Annotated in this window: 11 protein-coding genes; 9 read left to right on the forward strand and 2 right to left on the reverse strand. The window is 32.9% G+C overall.

Annotated features, from left to right (window positions below; genetic code table 11):
* Positions 1–37: 37 nt before the first annotated feature.
* The 6 genes from ACE193_RS17605 to ACE193_RS17630 all read left to right on the forward strand — a co-directional run bounded on the left by ACE193_RS17605 (position 38) and on the right by ACE193_RS17630 (position 7710).
* The gene (locus ACE193_RS17605; protein ID WP_375559535.1) at positions 38–697 is read left to right on the forward strand and encodes a hypothetical protein; all 660 of its coding nucleotides are present in this window, start codon (positions 38–40) and stop codon (positions 695–697) included.
* A 161-nt stretch (positions 698–858) separates the two neighbouring features.
* On the forward strand, positions 859–2358 hold the full coding sequence (locus tag ACE193_RS17610) for an ATP-binding protein (RefSeq protein WP_375559536.1): 1500 nt from the start codon (positions 859–861) through the stop codon (positions 2356–2358).
* 243 nt (positions 2359–2601) lie between these two features.
* Positions 2602–3012 carry a response regulator gene (locus ACE193_RS17615; RefSeq protein ID WP_375559537.1) on the forward strand — a complete coding sequence of 137 codons (411 nt, stop codon included), beginning with the start codon at positions 2602–2604 and terminating at the stop codon, positions 3010–3012.
* A 262-nt stretch (positions 3013–3274) separates the two neighbouring features.
* Entirely contained in the window at positions 3275–5821 is a 2547-nt protein-coding gene (thrA, locus tag ACE193_RS17620; RefSeq protein WP_375559538.1) for a bifunctional aspartate kinase/homoserine dehydrogenase I, read from the forward strand.
* Between the two features lie 107 nt (positions 5822–5928).
* Positions 5929–6858, forward strand: a complete 930-nt coding sequence (locus ACE193_RS17625) for a homoserine kinase (protein ID WP_375559539.1) — start codon at positions 5929–5931, stop codon at positions 6856–6858.
* 12 nt (positions 6859–6870) lie between these two features.
* Positions 6871–7710, forward strand: a complete 840-nt coding sequence (locus ACE193_RS17630) for a hypothetical protein (protein ID WP_375559540.1) — start codon at positions 6871–6873, stop codon at positions 7708–7710.
* Between the two features lie 31 nt (positions 7711–7741).
* Here ACE193_RS17630 and ACE193_RS17635 read toward each other — a convergent pair whose 3' ends face one another.
* A complete protein-coding gene (locus ACE193_RS17635; RefSeq protein ID WP_375559541.1) occupies positions 7742–8893 on the reverse strand; it encodes a YbhN family protein in 1152 nt (383 codons plus the stop codon).
* A gap of 336 nt (positions 8894–9229) precedes the next feature.
* On the opposite strand from ACE193_RS17635, the gene ACE193_RS17640 reads away from it, so the two are divergent.
* Entirely contained in the window at positions 9230–10420 is a 1191-nt protein-coding gene (locus ACE193_RS17640) for a homogentisate 1,2-dioxygenase (protein ID WP_375559542.1), read from the forward strand.
* Between the two features lie 145 nt (positions 10421–10565).
* On the opposite strand, the gene ACE193_RS17645 is transcribed toward ACE193_RS17640, so the two are convergent.
* On the reverse strand, positions 10566–10721 hold the full coding sequence (locus tag ACE193_RS17645) for a hypothetical protein (protein ID WP_014798305.1): 156 nt from the start codon (positions 10719–10721) through the stop codon (positions 10566–10568).
* A gap of 732 nt (positions 10722–11453) precedes the next feature.
* Between ACE193_RS17645 and ACE193_RS17650 the strand changes: the two genes are divergently transcribed.
* Positions 11454–12812, forward strand: a complete 1359-nt coding sequence (locus ACE193_RS17650; protein ID WP_375559543.1) for a c-type cytochrome — start codon at positions 11454–11456, stop codon at positions 12810–12812.
* A gap of 30 nt (positions 12813–12842) precedes the next feature.
* On the forward strand, positions 12843–16337 hold the full coding sequence (locus tag ACE193_RS17655) for a TAT-variant-translocated molybdopterin oxidoreductase (protein ID WP_375559544.1): 3495 nt from the start codon (positions 12843–12845) through the stop codon (positions 16335–16337).
* Positions 16338–16375: the final 38 nt, after the last annotated feature.

Here is a 16375-nt window from a genome sequence, read left to right on the forward strand (position 1 = left end):
TTCTACTTTCAATTTTTGTATAAAAAATAGTGTAATTATGAGTTTGCTTAAAAATCTTATTAATAAATTTCAACAACTTTTTAGTGGCTCGGCTGCCCCAAGTCCAGACTCAGGTAGAGCTATTCAAGCAAGACAACAGCTTTTTGTAGCTATTTTAGAAGCCTGTGATGATGGTATTATTACCACCGATGAAATGTCTGATGTGAGAGCATTACAATCTAGATTAGGAATGTCTGATGCAGAACTAAACAGCATCAAAATCCAAGTATTACAAAATCTCATTGATAGGGTAATGGAAGATAATATTGTTACTGAAGAAGAGATGGATTTTATCGAACAAATAGAAATTGACCTTCAACTTGGTGTTGCTGATTCTTTGAAGATAAAAGGAGATATTGAAAGGGTAAGAAAAATGTACAAACGCTCAAAGTCTGTTGGTGGAGATGAGTTTGATGATGAAGATTTTTTTGATGATGATTATGATGACGACTACGATGATGATGAAGATGATACAGAATATGATGATGAAGGAAGTGATATAGAAGATGCTGCTGCAATAGCTACGGCAGTAGGTGTAGGGGCTATTTTGGCTAATGAACTTCAAGATAGTGAGTTGGAGGATGACCCAATTGATGAGAATGAAATAGAGGAAGATGAAAGTGAAGAAAGCTCAGAAAGTTTGTCAGATGAATCTTAAAAAAGCATTAACAACTAAATAAAAGCATTCGATATTTTTTTACAAACCTGTATAATCAAAAAAAATTAACTACATAAAATAAAAACCAATTTTTCTAAACAAAAGTTGGTCTTTTTGTTGTTTTGAGACCAAATTATTCTGTATAATTATTTTTTTAACTTATGATTTCAGCACCTTTACCCACTAATGAAAACGAACGCTTAAAAGCTTTGTTGAACTATGAAATAATGGATACAGAATCCGAAAAAGAATTTGATGATTTGGTAAAATTAGCTTCTCAAATCTGTGAATCTGAAATTTCTTTGGTTTCTTTAATTGATTCTGAACGCCAATGGTTTAAAGCAAAAGTAGGCTTAGATGCTCTTGAAACACATAGAGATATGGCTTTTTGCGCTCATGCTATTCTTCAAGATGATGTCTTTGAAGTAGAAAATGCCCTTGAAGATGAGCGTTTTCATGATAATCCTCTTGTAGCAGACAAAGATGGTTTGAATATTCGTTTTTATGCTGGAATGCCTCTCAAAAATCCAGAGGGACTCAATCTAGGAACACTTTGTGTCATCGATAATAAACCCAAAAAACTAACCGAAGCACAAAAATTTGCACTCAAAACCTTGGGCAATCAAGTAATGACACAGTTAGAACTTCGTTTGAAGTTCAGAGATTTACAAGATGAAATGCGTAAAGTACAAACTGCTCAAAGACAACTTATAGAAACAGAAAAAATGGCTACTTTAGGACAGCTTGCTGCCAATGTAGCACATGAAATAAATACTCCTTTGGGAGCAATTCGTTCTTTGGCTGATAATTCAGTCATTACGATGGACGAAATTTTGCCTCGTCTTGCAGCATTTTTACAGGGATTATCTACTGAAAAATCACTTGTCTTTAATAAATTGATAGAATATTCAGTAAGTGCCAAAAATAACTTTTCTTCTAGGGAAAAAAGAGTAATAAAATATAATTTGATAGAGAAACTTGAAAAACTACAAGTTGATAATACAGATACAATAGCCAGTTTTATAGTAGAATTAGAAATTTATAATAATCCAGAATTATATGAACCTTTATTAGAAACAGAAGACCCTTGTTATACTTTTAAGGTGGCTCACCAACTTTCTAGAATTGCTAAAAACAACAAAACAATAAAATTAGCTACTGATAAGGCATCTAAGATTATTTTTGCACTCAAAAACTTTTCCCGTCAAAGTCAAACAGGAGAGAAAGCAATCGTAAATATTAATGATAGTATTGAAAATACACTTACTCTTTATGAAAATCAATTTAAAAATGGAATAGACTTACAACTTCATTTTGAAAAAATTCCTGACTTTTTAGGTTATCCAGATGAACTGATACAAGTATGGACAAACCTTATTTATAACGCTATACAGGTTATGAAAAACAAAGGGGATTTGAGCATCACGACAAGGCTTGACAACCAAAAAGTTTTTATTTCCGTAACAGATACAGGGGATGGCATTCCAATAGATATACAAGATAAAGTTTTTGATGCTTTTTTTACAACTAAAAGAGAAGGAGAAGGAAGTGGTTTGGGTTTAGATATTACAAAAAAAATTGTAGAAAAACACAAGGGTAAAATTTGGTTTGAAACAGAACTAAATAAAGGAACTACCTTTTTTGTTGAATTACCAATTTAAACAAATTCAAAATGTTTTTTTTATCTTAAAATATATCAGCAAAATAGAACTATTTTAGTAATATTTCTATATAACTGCTAACTAATCAAGCAATTATTGTTTTTGTGATATTACCAATTACTGCAAAATATATAATTTTACCACTATGTAATTTAATTTTTGCAAGATAAATAAGCAGTTTAACTATCTTTGAAAAATATCTTATAAGTAACTATACTAAACCACCCAAAATTATTTTATTTTATGGCAAAAGCAAAAAAAACAAAAGCAATACTCTGTGTAGATGACGATCATATTATTTTAGGAAGTCTCAAAATACAATTAATGCAAGAATTTAATGATGATTTTATTATCGAAACAGCAGAAAGTGGGGATGAAGCATTAGAAATACTTGATTTTCTGACAGAAAGAAGTATTAATACATTAGTTGTTATTACAGATTGGTTGATGCCTGAAATGAAAGGCGACGAACTCTTGGTAGAGATACACAAACAATTTCCTAAAGTAGGAAAAATAATGCTTTCTGGACAGGCAGAAGATGAAGCCATCCAACACGCATTTAAAGAAGGAAATATGCAGTTTTTCTTATCTAAACCTTGGGATAAAAAAGACCTTATCGACAAAATTTATAAATCAGTAGAAATGATGTCCTAATTTTTTGAGGTATTATTTTTAGTTTGAATGAGTTTGTTAATCCAGTTTTTATATCAAAAACTGTTTGGCAAACTTTTTTTGTTGAAGTAGATTTAAAATCTAAAATAAAATTTGGCTTATTCACGACTTTTGCAAAAACCTTGAGACTATTTTTTTAATAGAATTATGCTATCAAAAATTAAATCGTAAATTTGACATTCTTTTAAAATCTACTGTTTTCGCCGTTATTGGTATTTTTATCAATGACACAAATAAATCTCAAATGCTCGTCCTAAAATTTGGAGGAACAAGTGTTTCCTCAAAATCCAACCTTGAAAAAATAGCAACTATTCTTTCTTCAAAAACTGAAAACTATATTGTTGTAGTTTCTGCTTTTTCAGGAATTACCAATAAATTAGAACAAATTGCAAGTCTTTCTTTAGAATCAAAACATACCATTTTGTTAGAGGAGTTTAGAAGTTTTCATTTCGAATTTATCAAACAGCTCGTTTCAGAATCGCATCAAATAGACCTTTTTGTAGAAGTTCAGCAAAAATGCAATCAGCTAGAAGCTATCTGTGAAAGTGTAGGAACACTCAAAGAACTCTCTGACCGAACAAGAGCAACTATTTTGAGCTTTGGAGAAAGACTTTCTTCTATCATTGTACAAAAATACCTTTCTGTAAATACAAAAAAGTCTATTCAAGTTGATTTATTAGACAGTAAAAAGTTGATTTCGACAAATACTTATGAATCAAAAGATTATCTAAATGCTATTTTAGATTTAGAAAAAACGACAAGAAATATTTTAGCTGTTGTTGGTTCTTCATCCTCTGCCGTTGTTGGTGTCCCCACCAATGACATAAAAAATAAAAATTATATTGCTGCAGGTTTTGTAGCACATAATCAAAAAGGCGAAACTGTTACTTTAGGACGTGGAGGTTCGGATTTTTCAGCTTCTATTTATGCAAATGCTGTTGATGCTACATGTTTGGAAATTTGGAGTGATGTAAATGGAATGCAAACGGCAAACCCTAGAAAAGTACAGGCAACGCATTCCTTACAAAAATTGAGTTATGCTGAGGCTTTTGAAATGGCGTATTTTGGTGCAAAAGTTTTGTATCCCCCTTCTATTTTGCCAGTAATGGATAAAAATATTCCATTGTATCTGAAAAATACATTTTTTCCAGAACAAGAAGGAACATTTATCAGTAGTGAAAATCAACTGACAGACAATAAAATTCAAGGTATTTGTTCGCTAGATGAAATTGCAATTATTACCGTTTCAGGAGTTGGACTTGCCAAGCAAAAAGGAAGTGCAAGACGAGTTTTTCAGATTTTGGAAGAAGCAAATATCAATATTATTCTGATTACTCAAAGCTGTTCTGAACAAAGTATTGGTATTGGAATCAATCAATCAGAACTTTTGGCTGCAAAAAATGCACTTAATTCTGCTTTCGAAAAGGATATTCGAAGAGGATTGATGAATGAAGTAAAAGCAACAGAAAATCAATGTATTATAGCTCTAGTAGGCGATAATATGAAAAATGCGATTGGCTTGGCTGGTAAAATTTTTGGAGCAATAGGAGAAAATGGAATTAATGTAACAGCAATAGCACAAGGTGCGTCAGAAAGAAATATCTCTATCGTAATTGATAAAAAAGACGAAGAAAAAGCATTAAATGTAATTCACGAAAAATTCTTTGCTTCAGCAGTCAAAAATGTTCACGTTTTTATTGCAGGAATTGGAAATGTAGGCACAGAATTTATAAATATTCTCTTTGCTCAAAAACAAAAACTCATTGAAGAATATCAAATCAATCTCAAAATAATAGGAGTTGCAAACAGTAAAAAGATGCTTTTCAATCACTCTTCTGAAACTTTCGAAAAGGTAGAAGAACTGACAAAAGAGGAAATTTTGAAATTCAAGCAAGGTAAAGAAAGTAGTAAAAAGAGTGAGAATGTAAAAGCCTATTCTTCTTTAAATGAATATTTTGAAACTATCAAAAAACTCAATCTTCGCAATAGCGTTTTTATTGACAATACAGCTTCGGATATTGTAAGTGAAGGCTATGAATTTTTGATAAAAAATAGCATTTCGGTAGTTACGTGTAATAAAATTGCGTGTAGTAGTGAATATGCTACCTATTTGAAATTGAATAAATTAGCTAAAGAAAGAAATATTTATTTCAAATATGAAACTTCTGTCGGTGCAGCCCTTCCAATTTTGAAAACGATTTATGACCTCCGAATTAGTGGCGATAAAATCAATCAAATAGAAGCTGTAATTTCGGGAAGTCTGAATTTTATTTTTAATAATTATAATGCTGAAAATCAGTTTGCTGACGTTGTTTTACAAGCAAAAGAAGAAGGTTATACAGAACCAAATCCATTAATTGACCTTTCAGGACTAGATGTAATGCGAAAAATCTTAATTCTTTCAAGAGAGTCAGGGTTAGATAGAGAAATGTCAGATATTACTTTCAATAGCTTTTTACCAAACGAATGTACCAACTCAAAAAGCGTAGAAGAACTCTTTGAAAACCTAAAAATGAGTGAAAGTCATTTCAAAACTCTTTATCAAAATGCACACAAAAACGGCAATAAATTGAAGGTTGTTGCCAAAATGGAAAAGGGAAATTTATCAGTTGCATTACAAGAAATTCCGTCGAATAGTCCGTTTTATAATTTGGAAGGAAAAGATAATGTAGTGGCAATAAATACAAATCGTTATGTTGATGAGCCTTTGGTAATCAAGGGAGCAGGAGCAGGAGCAGCCGTAACAGCAAGTGGTGTTTTTGCTGATTTGATGTTTATTATGAATAACTAAAATATAACCTTTTTTATCTAGCGCAAGATTCTATCTTGTGCTTACCACTTCGCAAGCATATGCTTGCAAAAAAGAGCGTCCAAGCATATGCTTGAACGAGAAAATATATGAAAAAAATAACAGCCTTTGCACCAGCCACGATAGCCAATTTTAATGTTGGTTTTGATATTTTAGGACTTTCTTTGGGAAATATGGGCGATGAAATTACGCTTACTCCCAACGGAACAACGGAAAATAAAATCCTTCAAATCATAAATGGCGATAATTTGCCTTTAGAAGCCGATAAAAACTGTTCTTCTGTCGTAATTCGTAAAATGCAAGAAGCACAAAATGAGTTTATTGGAGTTGATATTATCTTGAAAAAAGGCTTTTCTTCTGGAAGTGGTTTGGGTTCTAGTAGCGCAAGTAGTGCAGCAGCAGCTTTTGGATATAATGAGCTTATCGGAAAGCCATATTCTAATAAAGAATTGGTTGTTTTTGCTGCCGAAGGCGAACGTGTAGCCTGTGGAAGCGCACATGTAGATAATGTTGCGCCTTCTATTTTGGGTGGAATTATTCTTTCAAAAGGAAACAAACAAAATGATATTTTAGAGCTTCCTGTTTTGGAAGATTTATTTGCTGTTACGCTTTATCCACATGTAAAGCTCAATACTTCTGACTCTCGTAAGATTTTAAAATCCACACTTTCAGTAGCTACTTTTAGTCAGCAGATGGGACTTATGGGTGCTTTTGTGGTTAGTTTGTATGAAAAAGATTATGATTTGTTTTCAGATTCGTTACAAGATTTAGTCATTGAGCCAATGCGTAGTCTTTTGATTCCAAAATTCAAAGAAATGAAACAAGCAGCTTTAGAAAATAAGGCTCTAGCTTTCGGAATTTCGGGTTCAGGTCCTTCTGTTTTTGCAATGGCAAGAGGAAAAGAAAATGCAGAAATTATCAAAAATGCTTTAGAAAAAGTCTATCAAAATGTAGATATTCCAATTCAAACCTATATCAATCCTGTTTGTGAAGGGAATGGTGCTAGAATTATTTTGTAACGTAAATAAATTATGAAAAATATATCTATTCGAAAAGCCATTGGTCTTTGTTATTTAGGGTTGAGTTTTTTATCTGTATTTTCAGCATTTTCACTAAGCAAAGCAATAGAAACATTTGCTTCAAGTCCATTTATGCCATTATTTGTAGTTCTTGTGATTTGTTCTTTCCTTTGTTTTTTATCTTTTATACTATGGATAATTACTGATTTATTGATAACCAGATATTTAGGTTATCTTGTTTCCTTTTGTTTTCTTGTAATGATTTTTTTTGGGATATTCTTTAATAACAAATTTGGTTACGGATTTGAAGATTTAAAGATAATTCCTTTTCTCCTTAGTATAATTGCATTTTCATCACTTTTCTCTTATTCTAAGATAGCTTTTGTAGATAAAAAACAGAAACATGAAGAAATTGAAACATTAGATTCTGACATGCTTTTCGAAAGTGCAGGCAAAAATAAAAAACTTTTTTATTTTTGGACGATTAATAAAATTTATTGCATTACATTAGCTACTTTTTCTCTTCCATTTTTGTTGATGGCTATGTATTCTTCGAATTTTAGCACAACAATATCTTATTGGGAAGTTCCTTCTTTGTTTGCAAATGTGTTTACAGTCTTGTTTTGGTTGAAGCCTAAATGGGCAAGAATGATATTTATAGTACTCTCTAGTATAGCATTAGTTTTAGGAATAATTTTAATCTTAGCATTTACTTTTGGTTATGCAGCTTTAAGAACAGAGGGTCTTTTGGCTGTTTTAGGAATATGTATGTTAATTTTAGGTTTAATCTTAATACTTCTAAGCAAAGAAGCTCAAGCAGAGCTAAAAGCCTTTGAGAATAAGAAGGATTAATCAAAAATAATCCAAACTGGTTGTCCATATTTTATTTTTTCTGTTTTCTATTATTTCTGTTTTTATTAACTCTTGTTATCCAACGAGGCAAAAACAAAGCACCAATAAAAAGATAAGGATAATAATAGAAAAGTCGCCACAAAATTCCTACGGCATCACAAAATTCTGTTCTTAAATATTCGGCATAAAATGTACAAAAAACGGCTTCTGCAGTGCCACTACTTCCTGGTGTTGGAGAAAGTAACATCACAATCCACATTGCTATCTGACGAGAAAATACAAAAAGATGGTCTATTAATTCAAGAGGTGTAAATGCAGATATTAAACAGTTAAGCATCAAATAACGAGCAATCCAAATAAAGAAAGTGAGAAAAACAGCTTTTATCCATAATGAAATTCCACTCCCACGCAATGTTTTGGCTGCAATTATCATTTCATTTCCTGTATTGGTTGCGCCTTCTTTAAATCGCCTAAGAAATTTGATTGATGTTGCTTTTACCAAAAGCCATTTAAAACCACGAGGATTGATGAGTAAACCATACGCAAAAAAAGCAGCATAAATAACCGTCAAACCATAACTAATATAAAAAGCTCCTTTCAAACCTTGTTTTTGCACAAATTCATTAAACATGTCTGCTGAAATAGCAGGAAAAACCATAAAGTCATAATAATTAGATACAAAAATAGCCAAAGGAGAAAAAACAATAAAAAAGAAATTATCTAATAATGCCGTCATCATAACATACGCCATCGATTTTCCAAAAGATAATCCTTCTCTATTCAAGATAAAAATAGCAACAGCCGTTCCTCCCACAACAGAAGGTGTAACAGCAGAAGCAAATTCCCACAGCAAAATTATATAAATACTGGATTGCCAAGAAAGCTCCTCATCACTAATCATTCTGATACGATAAGCATAGCCAGCATCTCTAGCCAAAAGCATTATCAAAGCAGCAAAAAACCAAATCCAATTTGATTTGCTTAGCGCATCTAAAAAAATAGGAATATCAACTTTTTCTACAAAAAAATAAACAGCAACACCAAGTCCAATCAAAACAGGAATATAAATTTTGTTTGTATTGAGTGTTTTGAATGCTTCTTTTTCATCAGGAACTTTAGCAGTTACCTTGTTAGGATTCGGTTTAGAGTTTGGGTCAGTTTTAGGATTGGAAGTAGAAGACATTGTTGTTTATTTCTATTTTTTTAATTAACATTTTACAAAAAATCTTTCTTAAGAAAACTAAAAAATGGCTTGTGTGTAAAAGCAATATCAGAAAGAGTAGCTAAAATTACCTACAAAGATAACACAAAAAAATACCTAGGTAGTAAAGAAATTGCGCTAATTTTACGTAAATTTCCATTTTGAGAATAGATTACACTTTTCTATTTTTGAATACTATATTTTTAATGAAAAAATTGAACTGTTTGTCTGTTAAACTAAAACACTCTATTAGAGTTCTTTTTTTATAGAAAAATAGCAACTAAATCACACAATCCAACCATAAAGTAACACAAAACAATGAGTTATTACCAAAAAATGGGTCAGATTCCACCCAAAAGACATACACAATTTCGACAAGAAGATGGTAGTCTGTATCACGAACAGCTTGTCAGTTCTCGTGGATTTGATGGTATTTATACAATACTTTATCATATAAATCCACCCACCAAAATAAAAAAAATGCTTGAGCCAATTCCTGTAAAAACAGAATTGCTTACAGATTATCCTCTTCAACCAATGCACCTCAAAACTTCTCTTTCGAAGCGTACAGGAGGAGATTTTTTAGATGCTCGTGTTCCTTTGCTTGCCAATAATGAGTGTGTTTTGTCTATCTGTAATCCAAGTAAAAACACAATGGATTATTTTTACAAAAATGGCGAACACGATGAAGTGATTTATATGCATGATGGAAATGGCTATTTATATTGTCCACAAGGAAAATTAAGAGTGAAAAAAGGAGATTATGTAGTCATTCCAAGAACAACAGTTTATAAAATGGAATTTGATGAAAATCAAGTGGACGAAAATGGAAATAAAGTAGAGGTCAGAATGATGATTACTGAATCTCGTGCGCCTATCGAAACAGTAAATCGTTATCGTAATCGAATGGGACAACTCTTAGAACATTCTCCTTATTGTGAGCGTGATATTCATGGACCACAAGAATTAATTACAGAGAATGAATCAAAAGAAACCCTCATCAAAACAAAAAAAGGAAACTTTTTGCACCAACATGTCTATGATTTCTCTCCATTAGATGTTGTAGGTTGGGATGGTTGTTTGTATCCTTATACACTTTCTATTTATGATTTTGAACCGATTACTGGACGCATTCATCAGCCACCACCTGTTCATCAGACCTTTCAATCAGAAGGTGGTTTTGTGATTTGTTCCTTTGTTCCACGTCTTTTTGATTATCATCCAGACTCTATTCCTGCGCCTTACAATCACTCAAATATTGATTCTGATGAAGTTCTTTTCTATGCAGAAGGGGATTTTATGAGTAGAAAAGGAATTGATAGAGGTTCTTTTACGATTCACCCTGGAGGAATTGTTCATGGTCCTCACCCTGGAACGTATGAGGCAAGTATTGGTAAAAAAGATACACACGAATATGCTGTTATGGTGGACACATTTCGTCCTCTTTATCTTACCAAACAAGCATTAGATTATGTAGATACAAACTATGCATATAGTTGGTTAGAATAGAGTTAGAAGCATAAAATTTGATTTTTAGAATTGAAAATAAATGTTAGATACTTTCCATTTACTAGAAATTCTAATCCATAAAAAAAACCTTCATTCTAAAATCAGAGTGAAGGTTTTTTATATGTTTTGGTCTTTATAGATAGACCTACGCTTTTTTGTTTTTTTCAAATTCTGCTTTGATTGCCTCAACATCTACATTAAGCATTGGAGGAACAAAGTTGTTGTTTTTAAGCATCTTGTCACGTGCAACTGAGGCACGACGACGACGCTTCAATTTGCGTTCTAATCTAGTAACTGACATAATTTTATGGTTTAGCGTTTTCGAAAACTAAGACACAAAGGTAATCAAAAATTTTATCAAAAAAAGCTATAATAACATATTTTTCTATTTTTTTGAAAAAAAAGGAATTTGTTGTGTCTTTTCAAAACTCTTTATTAAATAGTAGTGAAATAGATTTTGTTTTTAATGACAAAAGAAATAATTTTGAATGGTAATTCAATTTCATCTCAAAAGGAAGTGCAAATATGAGCAATAAAAAATAAGATGAGTAAAATATAGTTTTTGCTTATATGTAGTTCTATTTTTTTTAATCTTTTCTATTAGTTATCAGCTAATGAGATTTTAAATAACTTTGACAAGTAGATTGAAGCAAGTTGTTTTTGAATAAACTTTCAATACCTCTTCTATTTTCATTTGTACATTGTTTAAAATCAAATTTTCTTTTTTTTAGAAAAACAAGTGAAAAAAGAACTTAAAATTATTTAGAATCATTTTAAATTAGATGTTGAAATTTTTTAAAAAAACATAAAATGTTGTAAATCAGTGAGTTATTGTTTTTTAGTGAAAAACAAAATTTGAGAGAATTTGAAATAAACATTGATAAAAACGAATACGGATACTAATTTTGTAAACGAAAACAGCACAGTCTCATAATAGCTAAATATACCAGCCAATTTTTTGAAAGAAAGAAGGCTATTCATATCATTTATCTTCATATTATTTTGTGCTTGCCACCTATATTATTTAAAAAATATGTTATTCAAACAACTACTAATACAAAAGTCATATTCTGATAGGGTACGTTCATTCAAACGAAGCCTTAAAAGAAATGTTACAGGAAGTGCTTTTGCTTTTGTCTTGATGCTTTTGGTCTTCTCTACTGTAATGACATTCTCTACACAGTGTTATGCTCAAGGCGATACAGATTCAACAGCACAAACAACTGACATGGCTGCCACAGATGGTGCAGATGCTACTGCTGGAGCAAGTCCTGAAGTAATTGCACAAGGAAAAGAACTTTTTGACGGAAACTGTGCTCAATGTCATGCTGTCCACAAGAAAGTGGTAGGTCCTGCATTGAATGGTGCAGAAGGCCGTTGGCCTGACCGTGCAGCTATCATCAACTTCATTAAATACCCTGAAAAGACAATTACAGAAGGAAATGAATATGCAGCCAAACTCTATAAAGAGTATGGGCAGATGATGCCAAATCACGATTTCTTTGAAGATGCTCAAGTTGCTTCTATCTTAGACTATATCAAAACTGTTCCTGTTCCTACTACTGTTGTAGGACCTGAGAATCCTGAACTTCCTCAAGAAAGTGGAACTGCAAACTCAGGTCTTTTATTAGGAATTGTAATTGCTCTTATTGCTATCTTATTGGTAGTAGCTTTAGTATTAGTTGTTCTTACTTCAGTTCTTTCTAACTATTTGAAGCGTGAAAAACTAGAAGAAGACGAAAATACAGTAGTTACTCAATCTATATTTGATTTCAAAGCCTTCTTTACAAGCCCTGGTTTTATTGGTGTCGTATTATTCGTACTAGTAGCTGTTGGAGCAAAAGAACTTTTTGCAGGACTTTGGACAATCGGTGTACAGCAAGGATATGCTCCTACTCAACCGATTAAATTCTCTCACAAACTTCACGCAGGTTTTTACGAAATTGATTGTAAATTCTGTCACTCAGGAGTAGAAAAAGGCAAGTCTGCCGTTATTCCTTCTGCAAATGTTTGTATGAACTGTCATGGCGAACTTCGTCGTGGTTCTCCAGAGATTCAAAAAATTTATAACGCTATTGAAAAAAATGAGCCTATTCAGTGGGTTCGTGTACATAACTTACCAGACCTTTCTTACTTCAATCACTCTCAACACGTAAAAGTGGGTGGTATTGAATGTCAGACGTGTCATGGTGAAATACAAGAAATGGAAGTAGTACAACAAGTGTCGCTACTTACTATGGGTTGGTGTGTCAACTGCCACCGTGAATGGGATGTAAATGCAAAAGGAAATGATTATTATGATAATCTTATCAAATTGCATAATTCTACTTCTAAAGAACCATTAAAAGTTGAAGATATTGGTGGGCTTGAATGTTCTAAATGTCACTATTAATTTATCGCTCAACTACTTAAACCTACTATAATGAAATTAAGTGAACGCATATATTGGAAGGGCATCGAACAATTAAAAAACGAGCCTGAATTTATCCAAAACGCTGAAAAAGAATTTCCACAAGACCTTAAAATAAAGGATGCTTATGGAGATAATACTGAGGAAGAAGACGATGATATTACTAAAAGCTCTCGTCGTGATTTCTTAAAAGTGATGGGATTTAGTGTAGCAGCCGTTTCTTTGACTGCCTGTGAAGCTCCTGTCAGAAATGCTATTCCGTATCTTACTGCACCTGAGGAAATTGTTCCTACTATTCCAAATTATTACGCTTCTACGTTTGTAGATGGTGGTGAAGCTAGTCCAGTAGTTATCAAAACTCGTGAAGGTCGTCCTATTTTTGCAGATGGAAACGCATTTTCTCCTCTTTCAAAAGGAAAAGTAAATGCTCGTATTAGTGCATCTGTTTTAGGATTGTATGACAACGAAAAAGCAAAACATCCTTTAAAAAACAACGAAAAAACAGATTGGAAAACAGTTGATGCTGAAATCTCTTCAAAAATTGGTTCTGATCTTCGTTTAGTTAGCCAGACTGTTGTAAGTCCGACTACTCAAAAACTTATAAATGAATTTTGTGCTAAAACGGGAGCAAAACATGTGTCGTATGACCCTGTTTCTGTTTCGGGTATGATGGAAGCTAACTTCCGTAGTTTTGGAAGAAAAGTAGTTCCTTCATATAATTTTGATAAAGCAGAGCTTATTGTTTCTATCAATGCTGACTTTTTAGGCTTTTGGCTTTCACAAGTAGAGCATTCAGTACAATATGCAAAGACTCGTAAGATTTCAGATAAGAAGAAAACGATGTCTCGTCATTATCAAATTGAATCTGTTTATTCAAATACAGGTGCTTCGGCAGATTATCGTTTGCCAATTTCTCCTTCACAAGAAGGTGCGATTGTAGCAGCTTTGTATAAAGCACTTGGTGGAAACGCTGGTGGTGCTTTCAAATTTGAAAATGCTGTTTTAGAGAAAAATTATCAACAACTTCTCAAAGACCTTAAAGCTGCAAACGGAAAAGCTCTTGTAGTTTCTGGCTCAAATGACCCAGACGTTCAGCAACTTGTCAATGCAATCAATCAGAAATTAGGAAGCTACGGCAAAACGATTGATATGCAAAACCCTTCTTATCAGCGCAAAGGTGATGATAAGCAAATGACAGATTTTATAAAAGATTTACAAGGTGGTGCAAGTGTAATTTTCTATAATTGTAACCCTGTTTATGACCACCCAAGAGGAGGCGATATTGCAGCAGCTCTTCCTAAAGCTAAGTTGTCAGTTTCTACTTCAGACAGAGTTGATGCAACAGCAAATTTCTGTACATATCTTACTCCAGACCGTCACTATTTAGAATCTTGGAATGATGCAGAGCCAAAAGCTGGTCATTTAAGTCTTATTCAACCTACTATCAATCCAATTTTTGATACTCGTCAGTTTCAAGATAGCTTGATGGCTTGGGCAGGAATGGAAGGTGATTATTACACCTATTTACGTAAGACATGGAAAAACAAAGGTCTTTCTATGAAAGGAATGAACTTTGAAAACTTTTGGAAAAAAGTACTTCATGATGGAGTTTATACTCGTAAAATGAATGCTTCTGCTTCTGCATCTGAAATAGAATCTACTCCTTTAGTATCAGAAACTACTGTTACAACTGATAGCCTTGCGAATGGGGTTGCTATTGTAGATACAGAGTTTTCTCAAAATGATTTTGTAGTAGATCAAGAAACAGTTACAGCACAAGAAATTGTAGGTGTTCCAGTGACAGAAATGTCAAAAGAATTAGTTTATGCAGATGCTGATTGGTCTAGCATAGATGCAAATATCAAAAAGAATTATACTACTACTGTTCCTACTCAAGGAGAAGAAGTAGAATTAGTTGTTTATCCTTCTCCTGTAATGGGAACAGGTTCAATGGCAAATAATCCTTGGATTCAAGAAACACCAGACCCAATTACAAAATTGACTTGGGGACATGCTGTTCTTGTTTCTATGCAAAAAGCAGCAGAGCTTGGTTTTGAGACAGTTGAAGTAAAAACTTCTAAAGCAAAAATTACAGTTGATAAATTAGAATATTTTCTTCCTGTGATTATTCAACCAGGTATGCCAGCCAATACGATTGCTATTTCGTTAGGTTATGGACATAAAGAAGATGACGAAAACAACAAAAACAATAACTTAGGAAAAGTTTCTGTTGAAGCAAAAGGAGAAAATGCTTACAAAATGCTTTCTATGCGTGATGGATTTATCCAGTATGCACGTACAAAAGGTGTAACTATTAAAAAAGCAGGTGAAACTGAAAAAATTGCTCGTACTCAAACTCACCAAACATATTTAGGTCGTGAAACGATTATTCAAGAGGCTATCTTGAAAGATTATCAAGATGTTGATAATTTGATAGCTAAAAAATACGACCCTAAAGTTACAATGGATGGTAAGAAAACCGAACCTACTGATATTTCAATTTGGGATATTGATAGTGATGGTTATGGTTCTGATAAAGATGAGATTTCTCAATACGATAAAAAAGATACTGTAAAACCAGGTACAGAAGATAACTGGCTTATTCGTCAGCGTGAGCGTGATGAGTATGCAGCAGATACTTTTGAATATAATCTCCATCACTGGGGAATGGTTATCGACTTGAACACTTGTACAGGTTGTTCGGCTTGTTTGGTAGCTTGTAGTATGGAAAACAACGTTCCTGTTGTTGGAAAGACAGAAGTAGAAAATCGTCGTGAAATGCACTGGATGCGTATTGACCGTTATTATACTTCATCAACTAAATTAGCACCAGGTGAAAGTCCAGGAGCTTCTGATTATCCTAAGTTGAAAGCAGTTTCGGAAAATCCAGAAGTTGTATTCCAACCCATGATGTGTCAGCATTGTAATAATGCTCCTTGTGAAACTGTTTGTCCAGTTGCTGCAACTACACACAGTTCAGAGGGTCTTAACCAAATGACATACAACCGTTGTGTAGGTACAAAATATTGTGCAAATAACTGTCCTTACAAAGTTCGTCGTTTCAACTGGTTCAAATACCACAATAACTCAGAGTTTGATTATAACATGAATAATGCTCTTGGTAAAATGGTCTTGAATCCTGATGTTACAGTTCGTTCTCGTGGTGTAATGGAAAAATGTTCACTTTGTGTACAAAGAATCCAAGAAGGTAAATTAGCTGCAAAACGTGAAAGCCGTAAGGTGCGTGATGGCGAAGTAGTTACTGCTTGTGCTAGTGCATGTCCTACAAATGCAATCACTTTTGGAGATTTGAATAACCGAGACAGCGAAATTGTGAAGTTATTAGAGCCAGAATTAGACAAGCGTGCTTATAATGTTCTTCACGAGATTAATACTCGTCCGAATGTTTGGTACTTGACTAAGGTTCGTAACCAAGAAGAAGCATTTGTTCCTTCTGGTGTAACTCCTCAATCAGTTGAAGATATGAAAGAGGCTGCACAGTCATAAAAATAAAAAAAGAGTAAGGTTTGTAATTCTTTATAAAC

Origin of the sequence: Bernardetia aquimarina (assembly GCF_042180575.1) — a bacterium.
In the GTDB taxonomy this organism is placed as follows: Bacteria; Bacteroidota; Bacteroidia; order Cytophagales; family Bernardetiaceae; genus Bernardetia.